General features: G+C 40.6%; 18 protein-coding genes. 17 read left to right on the top strand and 1 reads right to left on the bottom strand.

Annotated elements, in window-relative coordinates:
- Nucleotides 1–12 precede the first annotated feature (12 nt).
- The 9 genes from GT641_RS02575 (at nucleotide 13) to mnmA (ending at nucleotide 9,849) form a co-directional block, all read left to right on the top strand.
- Nucleotides 13–804: an enoyl-CoA hydratase-related protein gene (locus GT641_RS02575; protein ID WP_161116753.1), complete on the top strand. Its 792-nt coding sequence runs from the start codon at nucleotides 13–15 to the stop codon at nucleotides 802–804.
- A 151-nt stretch (nucleotides 805–955) separates the two neighbouring features.
- Nucleotides 956–1,828: a 3-hydroxyacyl-CoA dehydrogenase NAD-binding domain-containing protein gene (locus tag GT641_RS02570; protein ID WP_008400711.1), complete on the top strand. Its 873-nt coding sequence runs from the start codon at nucleotides 956–958 to the stop codon at nucleotides 1,826–1,828.
- 36 nt (nucleotides 1,829–1,864) lie between these two features.
- Nucleotides 1,865–3,031, top strand: a complete 1,167-nt coding sequence (locus GT641_RS02565) for an acyl-CoA dehydrogenase (RefSeq protein ID WP_008400712.1) — start codon at nucleotides 1,865–1,867, stop codon at nucleotides 3,029–3,031.
- Nucleotides 3,032–3,047: 16 nt separating this feature from the next.
- Complete coding sequence (locus GT641_RS02560) at nucleotides 3,048–3,833, top strand: electron transfer flavoprotein subunit beta/FixA family protein (protein ID WP_008400713.1); 786 nt, start codon at nucleotides 3,048–3,050, stop codon at nucleotides 3,831–3,833.
- 27 nt (nucleotides 3,834–3,860) lie between these two features.
- A complete protein-coding gene (locus tag GT641_RS02555) occupies nucleotides 3,861–4,922 on the top strand; it encodes an electron transfer flavoprotein subunit alpha/FixB family protein (protein WP_008400714.1) in 1,062 nt (353 codons plus the stop codon).
- Between the two features lie 381 nt (nucleotides 4,923–5,303).
- Nucleotides 5,304–6,833, top strand: coding sequence for an MATE family efflux transporter (locus tag GT641_RS02550; protein WP_243143673.1), 1,530 nt, complete (start codon nucleotides 5,304–5,306; stop codon nucleotides 6,831–6,833).
- Between the two features lie 124 nt (nucleotides 6,834–6,957).
- Nucleotides 6,958–8,145, top strand: coding sequence for a cysteine desulfurase NifS (gene nifS, locus GT641_RS02545; protein WP_161116751.1), 1,188 nt, complete (start codon nucleotides 6,958–6,960; stop codon nucleotides 8,143–8,145).
- 99 nt (nucleotides 8,146–8,244) lie between these two features.
- Entirely contained in the window at nucleotides 8,245–8,685 is a 441-nt protein-coding gene (nifU, locus tag GT641_RS02540; protein ID WP_119963526.1) for a Fe-S cluster assembly scaffold protein NifU, read from the top strand.
- A gap of 75 nt (nucleotides 8,686–8,760) precedes the next feature.
- Nucleotides 8,761–9,849: a tRNA 2-thiouridine(34) synthase MnmA gene (mnmA, locus tag GT641_RS02535; protein WP_161116750.1), complete on the top strand. Its 1,089-nt coding sequence runs from the start codon at nucleotides 8,761–8,763 to the stop codon at nucleotides 9,847–9,849.
- Nucleotides 9,850–10,080: 231 nt separating this feature from the next.
- On the opposite strand, the gene GT641_RS02530 is transcribed toward mnmA, so the two are convergent.
- Nucleotides 10,081–10,896 carry a histidinol-phosphatase HisJ family protein gene (locus GT641_RS02530; RefSeq protein ID WP_161116749.1) on the bottom strand — a complete coding sequence of 272 codons (816 nt, stop codon included), beginning with the start codon at nucleotides 10,894–10,896 and terminating at the stop codon, nucleotides 10,081–10,083.
- A 415-nt stretch (nucleotides 10,897–11,311) separates the two neighbouring features.
- Between GT641_RS02530 and gap the strand changes: the two genes are divergently transcribed.
- From gap to eno, 8 genes are all read left to right on the top strand, one after another.
- Nucleotides 11,312–12,349 carry a type I glyceraldehyde-3-phosphate dehydrogenase gene (gap, locus tag GT641_RS02525; protein ID WP_004852921.1) on the top strand — a complete coding sequence of 346 codons (1,038 nt, stop codon included), beginning with the start codon at nucleotides 11,312–11,314 and terminating at the stop codon, nucleotides 12,347–12,349.
- A gap of 145 nt (nucleotides 12,350–12,494) precedes the next feature.
- Nucleotides 12,495–13,706: a phosphoglycerate kinase gene (locus tag GT641_RS13105; protein WP_008400723.1), complete on the top strand. Its 1,212-nt coding sequence runs from the start codon at nucleotides 12,495–12,497 to the stop codon at nucleotides 13,704–13,706.
- Nucleotides 13,707–13,784: 78 nt separating this feature from the next.
- Complete coding sequence (gene tpiA / locus GT641_RS13100) at nucleotides 13,785–14,537, top strand: triose-phosphate isomerase (RefSeq protein ID WP_044945023.1); 753 nt, start codon at nucleotides 13,785–13,787, stop codon at nucleotides 14,535–14,537.
- Nucleotides 14,538–14,802: 265 nt separating this feature from the next.
- Nucleotides 14,803–15,576: an ABC transporter permease gene (locus GT641_RS02510; protein ID WP_008400726.1), complete on the top strand. Its 774-nt coding sequence runs from the start codon at nucleotides 14,803–14,805 to the stop codon at nucleotides 15,574–15,576.
- A 10-nt stretch (nucleotides 15,577–15,586) separates the two neighbouring features.
- On the top strand, nucleotides 15,587–16,351 hold the full coding sequence (locus GT641_RS02505; RefSeq protein WP_008400727.1) for an ABC transporter ATP-binding protein: 765 nt from the start codon (nucleotides 15,587–15,589) through the stop codon (nucleotides 16,349–16,351).
- A 13-nt stretch (nucleotides 16,352–16,364) separates the two neighbouring features.
- The gene (gpmI, locus tag GT641_RS02500) at nucleotides 16,365–17,909 is read left to right on the top strand and encodes a 2,3-bisphosphoglycerate-independent phosphoglycerate mutase (RefSeq protein ID WP_008400728.1); all 1,545 of its coding nucleotides are present in this window, start codon (nucleotides 16,365–16,367) and stop codon (nucleotides 17,907–17,909) included.
- A gap of 21 nt (nucleotides 17,910–17,930) precedes the next feature.
- A complete protein-coding gene (mscL, locus tag GT641_RS02495) occupies nucleotides 17,931–18,356 on the top strand; it encodes a large conductance mechanosensitive channel protein MscL (RefSeq protein ID WP_161116748.1) in 426 nt (141 codons plus the stop codon).
- Between the two features lie 297 nt (nucleotides 18,357–18,653).
- The gene (eno, locus tag GT641_RS02490) at nucleotides 18,654–19,943 is read left to right on the top strand and encodes a phosphopyruvate hydratase (RefSeq protein ID WP_165853051.1); all 1,290 of its coding nucleotides are present in this window, start codon (nucleotides 18,654–18,656) and stop codon (nucleotides 19,941–19,943) included.
- Nucleotides 19,944–19,949 lie beyond the last annotated feature (6 nt).

Raw genomic sequence — 19,949 nt, 5'->3', positions numbered from 1 at the left:
AGGAGATAAACGATGGAATTCGTAACATATGAACAGGACGGATTTGTTGGTGTTATCACTATTAATCGTCCAAAGGCATTAAACGCATTAAACAGCACAGTTCTTGAAGAACTGGATGCAACATTCAAAGCTGTTGACCTGAATACAACAAGATGTCTTGTACTTACCGGTGCAGGAGAGAAATCATTTGTAGCAGGTGCAGATATCGGAGAGATGTCAACACTTACAAAGGCTGAAGGCGAAGCTTTCGGTAAAAAGGGTAATGACGTATTCCGCATGATCGAGACATTCCCAATCCCTGTAATCGCAGCCGTAAATGGATTTGCACTTGGTGGTGGATGTGAGATCTCCATGAGCTGTGATATCAGAATCTGTTCTGAGAATGCAGTATTTGGTCAGCCTGAAGTTGGCCTTGGAATTACACCTGGATTTGGCGGAACCCAGAGACTTGCCCGTCTTGTAGGTGCAGGAATGGCAAAGCAGCTGATCTACACAGCAAGAAATATCAAAGCTGATGAAGCATACAGAATCGGTCTTGTAAATGCTGTATATCCATTAGAGGAGTTATTACCGGCAGCTAAGAAGATGGCTTCTATCATCGCAGCAAATGCTCCGATCGCAGTTCGTAACTGTAAGAAAGCAATCAATGATGGATTACAGGTTGATATGGATCATGCAATCGTTGTAGAAGAGAAATTATTCGGCGATTGCTTCGAGACAGAGGATCAGAAGGCAGGAATGGGCAACTTCCTTGAGAAAGATAAGGAAAAGAAATTAAAGGTTGTTCCTTTCCAGAATAAATAAATCAACAATCTTGATATTGACGTTTAGGGTGGTTATTTTGAAATCGAAATCAACCATCCTAAATGTTTGATATACCAAAGTAAGCATGTCAAACGAAACGTATATGAATTTCTCATGTTTGCTTAAAAATAATTTTTAGGAGGATATTAAAATGAAAGTTGGCGTTATTGGTGCAGGAACCATGGGTCAGGGAATTGCTAAGGCATTCGCTCAGGTTGACGGATATGAAGTAGCACTTTGCGACATTAAGCAGGAATGGGCTGAAGGCGGTAAGGACAAGATCGCTAAAGGTTATGCCAGACTTGTTGAAAAAGGAAAGATGACACAGGAGAAGGTTGATGGTATTCTTGCCAGCATCACTCCGGGTATTAAGGAAGACTTATGCGCAGATTGTGACCTTATCGTAGAGGCTGCTTTCGAGAACATGGAAGTTAAGAAGACAACATTTTCTGAGCTTGACAAGATCTGCAAGCCAGAGTGTGTATTTGCATCAAATACATCTTCACTTTCCATCACTGAGATTGGAAATGGTCTTACCCGTCCTATGATCGGTATGCACTTCTTCAATCCAGCTGACAGAATGAAGCTTATCGAAGTTATCGCAGGTGTTAACACACCGGCAGAGACTGTTGATAAGATCGTTAAGATCTCAGAAGAGATCGGTAAGACACCTGTACAGGTAAATGAAGCTGCCGGATTTGTTGTAAACAGAATCTTGATTCCAATGATCAATGAAGCTGCATTTATCAAGATGGAAGGTGTGTCAGATATCGCTGGTATCGATGCAGCTATGAAACTTGGTGCAAATCATCCAATGGGACCTCTTGAATTAGGTGATTTCGTTGGTCTTGATATCTGTCTTGCTATTATGGATGTACTCTATAACGAGACAGGCGACAGCAAGTATCGTGCATGTCCATTACTTCGTAAGATGGTACGTGGCGGCAACCTTGGTGTTAAGAGTGGTAAGGGATTCTATGTATACAATGCTGACCGCACAAAGACACCAGTTGATGCTCAGTAATTGACTGATAAATATATTTATGGAGGAAGAAATAGAATGGATTTCGCTTTAGACAAGAAGTATGAAATGGCGCAGAACTTATTCAGAGAATTTGCGCAGAATGAAGTAAAGCCTCTTGCTCAGGAAATTGATGAAAATCACAGATTCCCTAGAGAGACAGTAGAGAAGATGGCAAAGTATGGTTTCTTAGGAATACCTGTTTCTAAGGAAGATGGTGGACAGGGTTGTGATCCTTTAACATATGTTATGTGTGTTGAGGAACTTTCAAAGGTTTGTGGTACTACCGGTGTTATTGTTTCCGCACATACATCTCTGTGTGTAGATCCAATCCAGACATACGGTACACCAGATCAGAAAGCTAAGTACCTCCCAGATCTTGCTTCCGGTAGAAAGCTTGGCGCATTTGGTCTTACAGAGCCGGGTGCTGGTACAGATGCACAGGGTCAGCAGACAAAGGCTGTTCTTGATGGTGATGAGTGGGTTCTTAACGGATCTAAGTGTTTCATTACAAATGGTAAAGAAGCAGATGTATATATTATCATTGCAGTTACAGGTACAATTGAAAAACGTGGTAGAAAGCAGAAAGAGATTTCAGCATTTATCGTAGAAAAAGGCACTCCGGGATTTACATTCGGAACAAAAGAAAACAAGATGGGTATCTGTGGTTCATCCACATATGAACTTATCTTCACAGACTGCCGTATTCCTAAGGATGCACTTCTCGGACAGAAGGGCAAGGGATTTGGTATTGCAATGCATACACTTGATGGTGGTCGTATCGGTATCGCAGCTCAGGCTCTTGGTATTGCTGAGGGTGCTCTTGATATCACAATCGACTATGTTAAGGAAAGAAAGCAGTTTGGTCGTTCAATCGCTCAGTTCCAGAATACTCAGTTTGTACTTGCTGATCTTGCAACAAAGGTTGAGGCAGCTAAGTTACTGGTATACAAGGCAGCTAAGAAGAAAGAGCAGTACCAGGCTGATCACAAGACTTCATACTCTGTAGAAGCTGCTATGGCTAAGCTGTATGCTGCAGAAGTAGCTATGGAAGTAACAACAAAGTGTGTACAGTTACACGGTGGTTATGGTTATATCAAAGAGTATGATGTAGAACGTATGATGCGTGATGCTAAGATTACAGAAATCTACGAAGGAACTTCAGAAGTTCAGCGTATGGTTATTTCTGCAAACTTATTAAAATAATTAGGAGGTACTTAACGTGAAGGTTATAGTTTGTATAAAGCAGGTACCTGATACAAAGGGTGGCGTTCAGTTTAACCCAGATGGTACATTAAACAGAGGAGCAATGCTTACAATCATGAACCCTGATGATAAGGCAGGTCTTGAAGCTGCACTTAGATTAAAGGATCAGTATGGAGCAGAAGTTACAGTTCTTACAATGGGTCTTCCAAAGGCTGCAGATGTTCTTCAGGAAGCAATCGCTATGGGCGCTGACAAGGGCGTTCTTGTAACGGATCGTGTTCTTGGTGGAGCTGATACATGGGCTACATCAACAACAATCGCCGGAGCACTCAGAAAGCTTGATTATGATCTTATTATTACAGGTCGTCAGGCTATCGATGGAGATACAGCTCAGGTTGGACCACAGATTGCTGAGCATCTTGGAATTCCGGTTATTTCATATGCACAGGAGATCAAGGTCGATGGAGATTCCGTAATCGTTAAGCGTCAGTATGATGATGGATATCATATGTTAAAGGCTAAGATGCCTTGCCTTGTAACAGCACTTTCAGAGTTAAATGAGCCTAGATACATGACTCCAGGTGGAATCTTCGATGCAGTTAATGCAGAGATCACAACACTTGGCAGAGCAGATCTTGTAGATGTTGATGATTCAAACCTTGGTCTGAAAGGTTCACCAACAAAGATCGCAAAGGCTTCTGATAAGGTAAGAAAGGGTGCAGGCGAGAAGGTTGTACCTGATTCTCCAGATGAAGCAGTTAGCTATATTGTTGGCAAGTTAAAAGATAAGCATGTAATCTAATATAGTAAAGGAAAAGTGGTGAATAAAATGGGCGCAATGAACGCAGAAGATATGAAGAACTACAAAGGCGTATTTGTCTTTGCACAGCAGGTAGATAATAAGTTAAGTGGTATTTCATTTGAATTGATCGGTGAAGGAAAGAGACTTGCAGATAAGCTTAATGAAAAGGTTACAGCAGTCCTGATCGGTTCCGACGTAAAGGGTCTTGTAGACGAACTTGCAGAGTACGGTGCAGACAGAGTTATCGTTGTTGATGATCCAGAATTAAAAGAATACAGAACTGAGCCATATGCACATGCACTTGCTTCAGTTATCAATGAGTACAAGCCGGAGATCGTTTTAGTTGGTGCTACAGCTATTGGTCGTGATCTTGGTCCTACAGTATCAGCAAGAGTAGCTACAGGTCTTACAGCAGACTGTACATTACTTGAAATCGGTGATTTCCCTCTTGTTGCACTTCCAAATCAGGAGCAGAAGCACAATCAGCTTCTTATGACACGTCCTGCATTCGGTGGTAACACAATCGCTACAATCGCGTGTCCTGATAATCGTCCTCAGATGGCAACAGTACGTCCGGGCGTTATGCAGAAGCTTGACAGAGTAGCTGGCAAGAAGGCAGAAGTGATCGAGTACAATCCTGGATTTACTCCAAACAACAAGTATGTTGAGATCCTTGAAATCTCAAAGGCTGTTTCAGATATCAAAGATATCATGGACGCTAAGATCCTTGTTTCAGGTGGTCGTGGTGTTGGTTCAGCAGAGAACTTCAAGCTTCTTGATGATCTTGCAGAAGTACTTGGCGGACAGGTATCATGCTCACGTGCAGTTGTAGATTCAGGCTGGAAGCCAAAGGAGCTTCAGGTTGGTCAGACTGGTAAGACAGTTCGTCCACAGGTATACTTCGCAATTGGTATTTCAGGTGCGATCCAGCATGTAGCCGGTATGGAAGAGTCAGATATCATCATCGCTATCAACAAGGATGAGGATGCTCCTATCTTTGATGTAGCTGATTATGGTGTTGTTGGAGATCTGAACAAGATCGTTCCTGCTCTTACAGAAGCAATCAAGGCTGAGCTTGCTAACAAGTAATTCAGTTTATAATTGAAAATGGACATTTTGGACTGCCGGGTTTTATACCCGGCAGTTTGTGTGTAAATGAGCCAAGCACAGATATTCATATAAGCACAGATATTATGCTTGCATGAATATCTGTGCTTATATGAATATCTGTATTTGGCGAATAGGCGACATCGAGCCGACAGGCGAGATGGGGCGTGAAAGAACATGAGAATGTTCTTTCACGCACAAAAGAGAATGTATTGCTGTGCGGTGGAAGAGATGGGGCATGAAAGAGAATGTATTATTACAGATTTCCCTGTTGAAATAATAAAAACAATGCTGTATGATAAATACTGTTGCGAAAAAGACAAATGATAGTTAGATAAAAGAAGATTAGGGTTGATGAGAAAAATGAGTAAGTATGAAACACAGGAAGAATTAAAACGAGAAGAATTAAGTCAGGAAGGGCAACTGTTAAAAACAGAGGTTGACAACGCAAAATTGACAGGCGACAGTATGGATGTAAAAATGACAGATGCAAGTGAAGAAAGCAAAACTAACAATACTGCCGGAGAAAATAAGATGGGCACCATGCCGATGGGGAAGTTATTGATATCAGTATCACTTCCGATGGTAATTTCAATGCTGGTACAGGCACTTTATAATGTAGTTGATAGTGTATTTGTATCGCATTTTGATCAGGATGCACTGACGGCAGTATCGACAATATTTCCGTTACAGAATCTTATGATCGGAGTTACCTCCGGTCTCGGTGTCGGTTTTAATGCATTGATATCCAAGTCACTTGGTGAAAAAAATCAGAAAAAAGCAAATGATGCAGCCAGACAGGGAATCTTTCTGGAACTTATTGGATTTGCAATTTTCTTATTGATCGGTTTATTTGGGATCGATGCATTTATGAAGAGCCAGACGGATGTTGCAAAAATCATTGATTATGGAGTGGATTATGGACGTATCTGCTGTATCTGTTCCTTTGGTATCTTTGCACAGATGACATTTGAACGTATGCTGCAGTCAACAGGACGGACGCTTTACACAATGAAGACACAGGCACTTGGAGCCGTTATTAATATTATACTTGATCCGATTATGATCTTTGGATATTTCGGACTTCCGGCAATGGGTGCTGCAGGTGCGGCAATAGCAACAGTTATCGGACAGTGTATTGCGGCATCACTTGCAATCTATTATAATCTGAAAAAAAATCCGGATATCCAGTTATCATTTAAAAGCTTTCGGCCGGAGGGAGATGTGATCGGCAGAATTTTGTCCATTGCTGTTCCTTCAATCGCGATGGTTGCGGTAGGTTCAGTTATGACATATGGATTTAATCGTATTTTATTTACATTTACACCGATCGCAGTTTCAGTGTTTGGTATTTTTTATAAAGTACAGAGTATGGCATTTATGCCGGTATTTGGTCTGAATAATGGTATGATCCCTATCGTATCATATAATTACGGAGCAAAACAACCGGATCGAATGCTCAAAGCTGTTAAATATACAATGATGGCTGCGATCTGTTTCATGCTTTTGTGTCTGACTGCGATGCAGGTAATTCCGGGATTGATCCTTAAGGTATTCGATGCACAGGAGGACATGATGGCGATCGGTATTCCGGCACTTCGAACAATGAGCATTTCATTCCTGTTTGCAGGAATCTGTATTGTATGTTCCGGTATGTTCCAGGCGCTTGGTAAAGGTGTGTACAGTCTGATCGTATCTCTAGCCAGACAGTTGATCGTGCTGCTTCCGGTTGCTTATGCATTTGCAAAATTGACACACAATCTCGAGCTGGTATGGTTGTCTTTCCCGATCGCGGAGGTTGTCAGTGTGATTCTTTCGGTCTTCATGGCGCTACAGACAAAAAAGAAAATTATCGATCCTTTGAAGAATTCGGTGAAAGTAGTACAGGAATAAGCGGAACATTTGTCAGTAAAGAGCATATTCTATAAAATAGCAAAATAATTTATAAATGATCTGTAGAAAATGATGGTTCAGGATATAGCTATAGTACATAAAGAATCAGAAAGAAGGAAAAGAAATGAGTGATTTGATCTATCTTGATCATGCGGCAACAACGGCAGTTCATCCGGATGTTTTAAAAGAAATGCTGCCATATTTTACAGATAAATTCGGAAATCCGTCCAGTGTTTATGGATTTGCGGCAAATAATAAAAATAAATTGACAGAGGCAAGAGAGACGATAGCCGGAGTTCTTGGTGCAAAACCGGAAGAAATTTATTTTACGGCAGGTGGGTCTGAGTCCGATAACTGGGCGTTAAAATGTACGGCAGAAGCCTATGGAGTACATGGGGGACATATCATTACGACTAAGATTGAGCATCATGCGATCCTGCATACCTGTAAGTATCTGGAGAATAGAGGGTATGATGTAACGTATCTGGATGTAGATGAAAATGGATTGGTTGATCTGAATATACTTGAGGCAGCCATCCGGCCGGACACCTTTCTGATCTCGATCATGTTTGCAAATAATGAGATTGGAACGATTGAACCAATAAAAGAAATTGGAGAGATCGCACACAGACACGGTATTTTGTTTCATACGGATGCAGTTCAGGCATTTGGACAGATCCCGATTCGCGCAGATGAAATGAATATTGATATGTTAAGTGCGAGCGGACATAAGTTTAACGGACCAAAGGGAATTGGTTTTTTATATATCAAAAAAGGCTTAAAGTTAAAGAGCTTTATTCATGGTGGCCAGCAGGAGCGAGGACGCAGAGCCGGTACAGAAAATGTACCGGGAATCGTAGGTATTGCAAAAGCGTGTGAGATCGCAATGGCAGAAATGGAAGAACGGATGAAAAAGGAGACGGAGCTCAGAGATTATCTGATCGAACGGATATTGAAGGAAATCCCGTATACCAGACTGAATGGACATTCAAAGAAACGACTGCCAAATAATGTCAATATCAGCTTTCAGTTCGTGGAGGGAGAATCCATTCTGATCATGCTAGATATGGCGGGTATCTGTGCATCCAGTGGCTCTGCCTGCACATCGGGTTCTGTTGATCCTTCTCATGTGTTGCTTGCGATCGGACTTCCGCATGAGATTGCGCACGGTTCTCTGAGGCTAACCCTTGGATATGAGAATACGAAAGAAGAAATGGATATGGTTGTCGATAATCTGAAACGGATCATTACAAATCTTCGGAATATGTCACCTTTATATGAGGATTTTGTCAAGAAAAATCATATACAGTAAGATTGTTAGAAATGAAAGATCAGATTCGGTCGGAGTGAATATAAGAATGCAATTGTGAAATGCGTGAGATAAAACGCCCCAAGTGTGAAGGAGAAAGATATGTACAGTGATAAAGTGATCGATCATTTCCAGAATCCAAGAAATGTCGGAGAGATTGAGGATGCCTCCGGTGTCGGTACGGTTGGAAATGCTAAATGCGGGGATATGATGCGGTTGTATCTGAAGATTAATGAGGAACAGGTGATCATAGACTGCAAATTTAAGACCTATGGGTGTGGAGCTGCAGTAGCATCCAGTTCCATGGCAACGGAGATGATCAAAGGAAAAACAGTTGCTGAGGCAATGAAGCTTACAAATAAAGCAGTTATGGAAGCATTGGATGGGCTTCCGCCGGAAAAAGAACATTGTTCCCTGCTTGCAGAAGAAACACTGCATGCAGCTTTGTGGGACTATGCAGAAAAACATGGAATCAAGATTCCGGGACTTGTAAGACCGGTACAGGATATTGAAGACCGGATGGTGAGAGAACTGGAAGATTAAACAGTATTTGTATACTTGACAGCCGGAGAAATCCGGTTCTATACTGCAAGCAGGAATTGCAGGAAGGAAGATAAGATGGATAAAAAGACAGTATGTGTCGGTATGTCAGGAGGCGTGGATTCTTCTGTAGCCGCATATCTTTTAAAAGAACAGGGATATAACGTGATTGGTGTGACTATGCAGATCTGGCAGGATGAGGATGCAGATCAGATCAGTGAGTATGGCGGCTGCTGTGGCTTGTCGGCGGTAGATGATGCGAGAAGAGTAGCTGCACAGCTTGAGATTCCTTATTATGTAATGAACTTTAAAGAGGATTTCCGAAAATACGTCATTGACTATTTTGTAGATGAATACCGGAACGGAAGAACTCCGAATCCATGTATCGCATGCAACCGGTATGTAAAATGGGAGTCACTGTTAAGAAGGTCTTTAAGTATCGGTGGAGACTATATTGCTACCGGACATTATGCTAGAGTGGAACAGCTTTCAAGTGGCAGATATACCTTACGCGTGGCAAAAGGAATCGAGAAGGATCAGACCTATGCACTTTATAATCTGACACAGGATCAGTTATCAAAGACGTTGATGCCGGTTGGGGAATATAATAAGACACAGATCCGGCAGATTGCCGCAGATATCGGTATCCAGGTAGCAAATAAACCGGACAGTCAGGATATCTGTTTTGTACCGGATGGTGATTATGCCGGATATCTGGAACGGGAAGAGGGCTTAAAGGCAGTACCTGGAAATTTTGTAGATATGAATGGAAAAGTCCTTGGTACACATAAAGGTATAATCCATTATACGATCGGACAACGGAAGGGACTTGGACTTGCAATGGGACACCCGGTATTTGTTGTGGATATTATCCCGGAGACAAATGAAGTGGTGATCGGAGAAAATGCAGATACATTTTCAAAAGAACTGATCGCAGATAAAACGAACTTTATGTCTGTCGAGCGGCCGGAAGATGGGATGCAGGTGATCGGAAAGATCCGGTATGCACATAAGGGCGCGCCATGCAGGATCTACATGTTGGATGCTGACAGGGTCCGGGTTGTATTTGATGAACCGGTCCGGGCAGCGACCAAAGGACAGGCGGTTGTCTTTTATGAAGATGACCATATTGTCGGAGGCGGTACAATAAAAGAGATCATACGATAGGAATAAAAATGACGCTGGTGTGGATGCTATTATTTAAAAAATTATTATTGTTCTGCCACATACTCACCTATTATTACGCAAGACACTTCCGTTCTAGTCCTCGTGCAGCGGTTCTAAGCTCGCCACAAAGTGGCTTGCTAAGTACCGGCCTCGGACAAGGCTTGCTCCATAATAGTGAATATGTGGTAGAACAGCAAGATTTTTTGTAATAGCATCCACACCAGCGTCACTTTATAATTTATGGAATACAGGCTTCATCTGCTTAAAGGTGCAGTAATAGCGGAAACCTGTGGCGGTCAGAATGTCTCTGGCATAGGTTTCAAAGTCATAGCCAATGTATTTTGGAATATGTGCATCGCTTCCGACAGTGATGATCTCACCACCTAACTCCTTGTAGAGTTTAAGAATAGACGGATGAGGATGTGCATAAGTCATGTTTTTATACAGGCTTCCGGTATTGATCTCGATGCCCTTCCCATGTTCGATGATTGTTTTCAGAATTGCTTCAAAGACATCTGCATAATCAGAAAAGCGGAAGGCTGCTTCGCCGGATGGACAATAACGGACGGCATAGTCCAGATGGCCGTATATGGAATAATTATCAAAGGTCTGCACATTTGCAAGAATGGATTCAAAATATTCCAGTAGTGCTTCTTTTTCCGAACGTCCTTCATAGTAAGCGGGATAGTAGGGATCTTTGCCATATACAAGATGAGAGGACCCTATAATAAAGTCAAAATCATGATATTTATCTGTGTAAGCAATGATCTTGTCTGCGATATGAGACATCAGACCGAGTTCGATGCCGAGGTGGATCGTAAGTTTGTCTTTGTACTGTTCCTGCAACTTTCTTACAGCAGAAATATATCGGTCTGTATCTAACAGAAAGGTATGGCCTTCCTCGTCTTTTGGATAATCAATATCATGATGATCTGTAATGCAGATCTCAGACATACCAAGATGAATTGCCTGTTCAGCAATATCTGTAAGTCCTGTTTCAGAATCATCGGAGAATCCGGAATGTAAATGATGATCGCAAAGCTTCATATGTAAAACCTCCTGTTGACTGCAGATGTTGTGAAAATTAATGTTATTATAGCACGTTAGAAAATAAAACACAGCTACAGGGACTGAAAAAATAGTGAAGAAGAGCCGAAGATAAGAAGAAATCATACAAAAGAAGCATATATTGGTAACACAAGAATCATGTGTGAAATATCTCGAAATACGGGTTTAATGGTTGCAATAAATATGAAAATATCATAAAAAGTTGATTCTTTGTACATTTTGCAATATAGTGTTTGTTTATTTTTGCGTGAATTGGACAATTTTTTTTTGAGAAAGACTTGAAATTTACACACAAATTAGGTATGATTTTGTTGTGTGAATAGCACGATTAATTACTGCGCTTTGCAGTATATTATAAATACTTTTATTATTCAAAACTTAGGAGGAATAAAAAATGGCAGTAAAAGTAGCAATCAATGGTTTTGGACGTATTGGTCGTCTCGCATTCAGACAGATGTTCGGAGCAGAAGGATATGAAGTTGTTGCAATCAACGATTTAACAAAGCCTTCAATGCTTGCAGATCTTCTCAAGTACGATACAGCACAGGGTGGTTACTGTGGTAAGATTGGTGAGAACCTTCATACAGTTTCAGCTGATGATGAGGCTAACACAATCACAGTTGATGGTAAGACACTTACAATCTACAAGGAAGCAGATGCAAACAATCTTCCTTGGGGTAAGATCGGTGTTGACGTAGTTCTTGAGTGTACTGGTTTCTACTGCTCAAAGGAAAAGTCAATGGCTCATATCAATGCAGGTGCTAAGAAGGTTGTTATCTCAGCTCCAGCAGGAAATGATCTTAAGACTATCGTATTCTCAGTTAACCAGGATACATTAACAGCAGATGATCAGATCATCTCAGCTGCTTCATGTACAACAAACTGTCTTGCACCAATGGCTAAGGCTCTTAATGATTATGCTCCAATCCAGTCAGGTATCATGTCAACAATCCACGCTTACACAGGCGATCAGATGATTCTTGACGGACCACACAGAAAGGGCGACTTAAGAAGAGCAAGAGCAGGTGCTGCTAATATCGTTCCTAACTCAACAGGTGCTGCTAAGGCTATCGGTCTTGTTATCCCAGAGTTAAATGGTAAGTTAATCGGATCAGCTCAGAGAGTTCCAGTTCCAACAGGTTCAACAACAATCCTTACAGCAGTTGTTAAGGGTGCTGACGTAACAGTTGATGGAATCAACGCTGCAATGAAGGCTGCTGCATCAGAGTCATTCGGTTACAACACAGATCCTATCGTTTCATCAGATGTAATCGGTATGAGATATGGTTCATTATTTGATTCAACTCAGACAATGGTATCAAAGATCGCTGATGACTTATATGAGGTTCAGGTTGTATCATGGTATGATAATGAGAACTCATACACAAGCCAGATGGTTAGAACAATTAAGTACTTCGCAGAGTTAGCATAATTGACTGACAAATTGTAGTAATTAATTTGACCTTACAAGGGGTCCGGTCTTCATGGACCGGACCCTATATTTCTTTTACGGAGATGTATTTGCACTCTGTACAAATATGAAGATAAAAGTATAAAAATCAGGAGGTTTAATAGTAATGTCATTAAACAAAAAATCAGTAGATGATATTAATGTAAAGGGACAGCGTGTCCTTTGCAGATGTGACTTTAATGTACCATTAAAGGAAGGTAAGATCACAGACGAGAATCGTCTTGTAGCAGCACTTCCTACAATCAAGAAATTAATTGCTGATGGTGGAAAGGTTATTCTTTGCTCACACCTTGGCAAGGTTAAGACAGAAGAAGACAAGAAGACAAAGACTCTTGCACCGGTTGCGGTAAGACTTTCAGAGCTTCTTGGACAGGAAGTTAAGTTTGTTGCTGAGCCTGAAGTTGTTGGACCAAAGGTAAGAGAAGCTGTAGCAGCTATGAAAGATGGCGAAGTTATCTTACTTGAGAACACACGTTTCAGACCGGAAGAGACAAAGAACGGTGAAGCATTCTCTAAGGATCTTGCTTCTATCTGTGATGTATTTGTAAATGATGCATTTGGTACAGCTCACAGAGCACACTGCTCAAATGTAGGTGTTGCAGGTCTTGTTGATACAGCAGTTGTTGGATACTTAATGCAGAAGGAGATCGACTTCCTTGGAAATGCGGTAGAGAATCCGGTAAGACCATTCGTAGCTATCCTTGGTGGAGCAAAAGTTGCAGACAAGTTAAATGTTATCTCTAACTTACTTGAGAAGTGCGATACACTGATCATCGGTGGTGGTATGGCGTATACATTCTTAAAGGCAAAGGGATATGAGATCGGTAAATCATTAGTTGACGAGTCTAAGATCGACTACTGTAAGGAAATGATGGAAAAGGCTGAGAAGCTTGGTAAGAAGTTATTACTTCCGGTTGATTCCGTTATGATCGACGATTTCCCTAATCCGATCGATGCTCCGGTTGAGACAGAGATCTTTGATGCAGACAAGATGTCAGCAGACAAAGAGGGCTGTGATATCGGACCTAAGACAATCAAATTATATGCAGATGCTGTTAAGACAGCTAAGACAGTTGTATGGAACGGACCTATGGGTGTATTCGAGAATCCTACACTTGCTGCCGGTACAAAGGCTGTAGCTGCTGCTCTTGCTGAGACAGATGCTACAACTATCATCGGTGGTGGTGATTCTGCTGCTGCTGTTAACCAGTTAGGATATGGTTCTAAGATGAGCCACATCTCAACAGGTGGTGGAGCTTCCCTTGAATTCTTAGAGGGTAAGGAACTTCCGGGCGTTGCTGCTGCAAACGACAAATAAATTATGTACATGCTCCATCTGAATCGGATGGAAAAATATGCAGATAATGAAAATAATATTTTCAAGGAGATAAAAGACATGTCAAGAAAGAAAATCATCGCTGGTAACTGGAAGATGAACATGACTCCAAGCCAGGCTGTAAAATTATGTGAAGAGTTAAAGCCATTAGTTGCAAATGACGACGTAGATGTTGTATACTGCGTACCTGCAATTGATATTGTACCTGTAGTAGAAGCTGTTAAGGGCACAAATGTAGAAGTTGGTGCTGAGAATATGTACTTCGAAGAAAAGGGTGCATACACAGGTGAGATTTCAGCAGAAATGTTAGTTGATGCCGGTGTTAAGTATGTCATCATCGGACATTCAGAGCGTCGTGACTACTTCAAAGAGTGTGACTGTCTCTTAAATAAGAAAGTTAAGAAGGCATTTGAAGCAGGCCTTACACCTATCCTTTGCTGTGGTGAGTCATTAGAGCAGAGAGAAATGGGTATCACACTTGACTTCATCCGCCTTCAGATCAAGAGTGATCTGAAAGATATCACAGCAGATCAGGTTAAGAGCATGGTAATCGCTTACGAGCCGATCTGGGCTATCGGAACAGGCAAGACAGCTACATCCGATCAGGCACAGGAAGTATGTAAGGCAATCCGTGACTGCATCGCTGAAGTATATGATACAGACACAGCAGAAGCTGTAAGAATCCAGTATGGTGGATCTATGAACGCCGGTAACGCAGCAGAGCTTCTTGCAAAGCCTGATATTGATGGTGGTCTTGTAGGTGGTGCTTCACTGAAGGCTGACTTTGGAAAGATTGTAAATTACAATAAGTAATTAATTTTGCAGTAATTTTTGTAACTCATATATTTGAAATATACAAAGTTAATGCAATAAAGATACCGTAAAATACCAGATGACGACAAAATGTGCACTGTGTATTTTGCGGTATTTTTATTTTAATTGGTAATTCGTGCTAAATGAATAGATTCATACAATGGTTTTTGTACATCCCGGCAATCTATACTTCGTTGACGATTATGTTTAACTGTGATATAATTCAAACGATTTTTGAACAAATTAAAAGAAAAAGGATGTAAATATGGAATATTTAAAGACATTCTGGAGCAGAAGATATCTGCTTGCTGAACTGGTAAAGAAGGGAATCAAATTAAAATACAGACGTTCGTATCTTGGTATTTTATGGTCCTTGCTGGAACCGTTGATGACAACAGCAGTATTAACTGTTGTATTCGGAACATTGTTTGACAACAAAAATAAGTTATTCCCGCTTTATATTTTAAGCGGACGTTTGTTGTATTCGTTTTTTAGCAGTGGAACAAAGGCATGTTCCAAGGCAATTCGTGCAAATGCCGGTATGATTAAAAAGGTATATGTACCAAAGTATCTGTATCCAATGTCATCGGTTCTTTTTAATTTTATAATTTTTATGATATCATTATTAGTAATGATACCATTATTTGTTTTTTGTCATCATGTGCCGAAGCTGCAGATACTTCTGATGTTTATCCCGTTGTTGATTCTGCTGCTTATGACATTCGGTGTTGGAATGATCCTAGCAACTGTTACGGTATTTTTCCGGGATATGGAATATCTGTGGGATGTATTTCTAATGATCATTATGTATACATGTGCGATTTTCTATTATCCGACGCGTTTGTTAAAAAGTGGATATTCCTGGCTGTTAAAGTATAATCCATTATATTGTGTTATACACAATTTCCGTGCATGTGTGATGGGTGATCCATTGAATTGGAATTATATGCTGTATGCATTTATTTTTTCGATAGTTGCTATTATAATCGGAACATACACGTTCTATAAGAAACAGGATAAATTTATTCTTCATATTTAAGGGGACAGGAATGGGTAAAGAAGCACTTATTGTTGATAATGTCAGTATGAAATTCAACCTGAGCAGTGAAAAGGTTGATAATATAAAAGAATATATTATTAAATCTATTAAACATCAGATCAGTTATGATGAATTCTGGTCTTTAAGGAATGTCAGTTTTACAATGAACAAGGGTGAACGAATGGGAATCCTTGGATTAAACGGTGCTGGAAAGAGTACGCTGTTAAAGGTTATTTCCGGCGTTTATAAACCAACGGAAGGTAAAGTGATCCGTCATGGGAAAGTGGTGCCTCTGTTGGAGCTTGGGGCAGGCTTTGACCAGCAGTACACCGGTAAAGAAAATATATTTTTATATGGAACTGTTCTTGGATATACAAAGGGATATCTGGAAGAAAAATATGATGAGATCGTAGAATTTTCCGAGCTTGGGAAATTTATCGATGTGCCGATCAAGAATTATTCATCCGGTATGAAGTCCAAACTTGGATTTTCGATTGCAACGATTGCGAATCCGGATATTTTAATCCTGGATGAAGTGTTATCCGTAGGAGATGCAAAGTTCCGAAAAAAGAGTGAGGCTAAGATCATGCAGCTTATGGAGGGTGGAACAACCGTTTTATTTGTTTCTCATTCTCTTGCACAGGTTCGAAGAATCTGTGATCGGGCAATGATCCTTGACCATGGCACGTTAAAAGCCATTGGAGGAATAGATGAGATATCAAATCAGTATGAAGCGATGATAGAAGCGACGGATACTGGTAAAAAGAAAAAGTAGAAGGAGAATAACAATGAGTAAAAAACCTGTAGTTTTAATGGTACTTGATGGTTATGGAATTAGTGATAAGACAGAAGGCAATGCGATCGCACTTGCAAATACTCCTGTTATGGATAAGCTAAAGGCTGAGTATCCTTATGTAAAGGGGGCTGCTTCCGGTCTTGCAGTTGGACTTCCGGACGGACAGATGGGTAACTCTGAGGTTGGTCATATGAATATCGGTGCAGGAAGAATTATATATCAGGAATTAACCAGAATTACAAAGTCCATTCAGGATGGTGAATTCTTTGATAATGCAGAAATGTTAGAAGCTATCGAGAACTGCAAGAAGAACAATTCTGATCTTCATGTATGGGGATTATTATCAAGTGGTGGTGTACACAGCCATAATACACATTTGTATGCGATCCTTGAGTTGTGTAAGAAACAGAATTTTGAAAATGTATATGTTCATCCGTTCTTTGATGGTAGAGATACTGCTCCTGCATCAGGAAAAGGATTTTTAGAGGAATTGATTGCAGAGATGAAGAAGATCGGCGTAGGTAAGGTCGCTTCTCTATCCGGTCGTTATTATGCTATGGATCGTGATAACAGATGGGATCGTGTTGAACTTGCGTACAAGTCACTTGTAACAGGTGAGGGTGTACAGGCAGAAGATCCTGTTGCTGCAGTACAGGCATCTTATGACAAAGAAGTATATGATGAGTTTATCCTTCCTACCGTTATTACAGAGAATGGTAAGCCGGTATCACTTGTAAAGCCAAATGATTCGGTTATTTTCTTTAACTTTAGACCAGACAGAGCAAGAGAGATCACCAGAGCATTCTGCTGTGATGATTTTGATGGCTTTAACAGACCAAACGGAAGATTCCCACTGGTATATGTATGCTTCAAAGATTATGATGAGTCTATACCAAACAAGATTGTTGCATTTAAGAAAGAAGAAATCGACAATACATTTGGTGAGTATCTTGCAGCAAATGGCAAGACACAGGTTCGTCTTGCAGAGACAGAGAAGTATGCACATGTTACTTTCTTCTTTAATGGCGGTGTAGAAGAACCAAATAAGGGTGAAGACAGAATCCTTGTAAAATCCCCTGCTGTTGCAACCTACGATCTTCAGCCTGAGATGAGTGCTCCGGAAGTATGTGAGAAGCTGGTGGATGCTATCGGTTCTGATAAATACGATGTGATCATTATTAACTTTGCAAATCCTGATATGGTAGGTCATACAGGTGTTATTCCGGCAGCGATCAAGGCTGTAGAGACTGTTGATGCTTGCGTAGGAAAGGCAGTAGAAGCAGTTAAGAAGGCAGATGGTGTATTATTTATCTGTGCAGATCACGGTAATGCAGAGCAGATGATCAATTATGAGACCGGTGAGCCACATACAGCTCATACAACAAACCCGGTACCATTTGTACTTGTAAACTATGATGAGAGCTATGGTTTAAGAGAAGGTGGATGTCTTGCAGATATCGCACCTACACTTCTTGAGATCATGGAGCTTCCACAGCCAAAGGAAATGACAGGTAAATCACTGCTTATTAAGAAATAAAAAATAGGAACGTACAAATAAATGAAGAAATTTTTTCAGGAGTTTAAAGAATTTGCATTAAAGGGAAATGTTCTGGATATGGCGATCGGCGTTATCATCGGTGGTGCATTTTCAGGACTGGTAACGTCGCTGACAGACTGTTTTATCAATCCGATCATTGGATGCATCGGTGGTGCTGAAGTACAGGGTAAGATTCATCTGCTGGGAGATCAGTATATTGATTATGGTTCTTTCATTACAGCAGTGATCAACTTCATCATCATGGCGTTTATCATTTTCCTTCTGATGAAGGGAATAAAAAAGCTGTTATCTCTCGGTAAGAAAGAGGAAGCTGCGGCACCTTTAACAAGAAAATGTCCATATTGTTATGGTGACATTGATGTTAAGGCTACAAAGTGTATGTATTGTACATCTGATGTAGAACCGACAGTAAAAGCAGAAGAATAAAAATGATTGATATTCTACATTATTCGTATTCATGTATCAGAATAAGAATGAATTGAAAATACCCGTCGGAGGATCATGGTAACAGATGATTTCTCCGACAGGTATTTTTTTATTGCAGGAAAGTTTTTTGTCAGATAAAAACATTTTATTAAGATCATATAGAGTTTCTACGATCTGTTTACATCATATGAAATCCGATTCGTTATAAGATGAATACTTTGATAAAAAGTGTGAATACTATAAAAGAATAAAAATTGCCAATAATTGTACGGATAGAAAGGCAGAATGGAGAATCATATGAACAGATTGGAAATAATTGAAATTAAAGCAAGAGAAATACTTGATTCAAGAGGAAATCCGACAGTTGAAACAGATGTTACACTGGCATGTGGATGTAAAGGCCGGGCAATGGTTCCATCCGGTGCATCAACCGGACAGTATGAAGCACATGAACTCCGTGATGGAGAGAAACGATATATGGGACAAGGCGTATATGGGGCATGTAATAATGTAAATAACAGAATTGCAGATAAGTTGATCGGTATGGATGTTTCAAGACAGAACGAGATCGACAGGATCATGATAGAAGCAGATGGAACGGACAATAAGACACGTTATGGTGCAAATGCAATGCTCAGTGTGTCTCTGGCCTGCGCAAAGGCGGCTTCGATGGCACTTGGAATGCCGCTTTACAGGTATTTGGGAGGTGTTAATGCAAAAAGACTTCCTGTTCCGATGATGAATATATTAAATGGAGGAAGACATGCCGATAATACAGTAGATTTTCAGGAATTTATGATCGCTCCGGTTGGGGCAGAATCCTTTCGGGAAGCAATGGAGATTGCCTGTGAGATCTATCATACATTAAAGATAGAATTAAATATCAGAAATTTAAGTACAGGTGTCGGGGATGAGGGAGGTTTTGCGCCGAATCTGGCAACGACATATGATGTATTAAATCTTCTTGTGGAAGCAATCGCAAAAGCCGGATATAATCCCGGCGTGGATGTGCAGATAGCAATGGATGCAGCTGCATCTGAATTATATGATGTAGCATCTGACCGGTATATCTTCCCGGGAGAGTCGAGAATGACCGGAAAAGAGATCCGAAGAAATTCAGAGGAAATGGTACAATTTTATGAGGACCTTGTTACCAGATATCCGATTTATTCAATTGAGGACGGACTGGATGAAAATGATATGAACGGATGGAAGGTTCTGACATACAGACTTGGAAAACAGATACAGCTTGTAGGAGACGATCTGTTTGTTACAAATAAAAAGCGTTTGTTAAACGGAATTGAAGATGGAATTGCAAATTCAATTCTTGTGAAGGTAAACCAGATCGGAACGCTGACAGAAGCAATGGATGCAGTTGAGACAGCTCATAAAGCAGGGTATTCATCTGTGATATCACATCGTTCAGGAGAAACAGAGGATACGTTTATTGCAGATCTTGCAGTAGCCATGAACTGTGGGCAGATAAAAACCGGTGCTCCGGCGAGAAGTGAAAGAACCGCAAAATACAATCAGCTGATCCGGATTGAGGAGGAACTCGGTAAATCAGCTGTATATGGTATAGATTAGATTTGC

Origin of the sequence: Clostridium sp. BIOML-A1 (genome assembly GCF_009874105.1) — a bacterium.
Classification (GTDB): Bacteria; Bacillota; Clostridia; order Lachnospirales; family Lachnospiraceae; genus Coprococcus.
This window is presented reverse-complemented; position numbering and strand designations above follow the sequence as displayed.

Coding starts and splice junctions, on each gene's coding strand:
- GT641_RS02575 (WP_161116753.1), top strand. CDS start 13: ATGGAATTCGTAACATATGAACAGGACGGATTTGTTGGTGTTATCACT.
- GT641_RS02570 (WP_008400711.1), top strand. CDS start 956: ATGAAAGTTGGCGTTATTGGTGCAGGAACCATGGGTCAGGGAATTGCT.
- GT641_RS02565 (WP_008400712.1), top strand. CDS start 1,865: ATGGATTTCGCTTTAGACAAGAAGTATGAAATGGCGCAGAACTTATTC.
- GT641_RS02555 (WP_008400714.1), top strand. CDS start 3,861: ATGGGCGCAATGAACGCAGAAGATATGAAGAACTACAAAGGCGTATTT.
- GT641_RS02550 (WP_243143673.1), top strand. CDS start 5,304: ATGAGTAAGTATGAAACACAGGAAGAATTAAAACGAGAAGAATTAAGT.
- nifS (WP_161116751.1), top strand. CDS start 6,958: ATGAGTGATTTGATCTATCTTGATCATGCGGCAACAACGGCAGTTCAT.
- nifU (WP_119963526.1), top strand. CDS start 8,245: ATGTACAGTGATAAAGTGATCGATCATTTCCAGAATCCAAGAAATGTC.
- mnmA (WP_161116750.1), top strand. CDS start 8,761: ATGGATAAAAAGACAGTATGTGTCGGTATGTCAGGAGGCGTGGATTCT.
- GT641_RS02530 (WP_161116749.1), bottom strand. CDS start 10,896: ATGAAGCTTTGCGATCATCATTTACATTCCGGATTCTCCGATGATTCT.
- gap (WP_004852921.1), top strand. CDS start 11,312: ATGGCAGTAAAAGTAGCAATCAATGGTTTTGGACGTATTGGTCGTCTC.
- GT641_RS13105 (WP_008400723.1), top strand. CDS start 12,495: ATGTCATTAAACAAAAAATCAGTAGATGATATTAATGTAAAGGGACAG.
- tpiA (WP_044945023.1), top strand. CDS start 13,785: ATGTCAAGAAAGAAAATCATCGCTGGTAACTGGAAGATGAACATGACT.
- GT641_RS02510 (WP_008400726.1), top strand. CDS start 14,803: ATGGAATATTTAAAGACATTCTGGAGCAGAAGATATCTGCTTGCTGAA.
- GT641_RS02505 (WP_008400727.1), top strand. CDS start 15,587: ATGGGTAAAGAAGCACTTATTGTTGATAATGTCAGTATGAAATTCAAC.
- gpmI (WP_008400728.1), top strand. CDS start 16,365: ATGAGTAAAAAACCTGTAGTTTTAATGGTACTTGATGGTTATGGAATT.
- mscL (WP_161116748.1), top strand. CDS start 17,931: ATGAAGAAATTTTTTCAGGAGTTTAAAGAATTTGCATTAAAGGGAAAT.
- eno (WP_165853051.1), top strand. CDS start 18,654: ATGAACAGATTGGAAATAATTGAAATTAAAGCAAGAGAAATACTTGAT.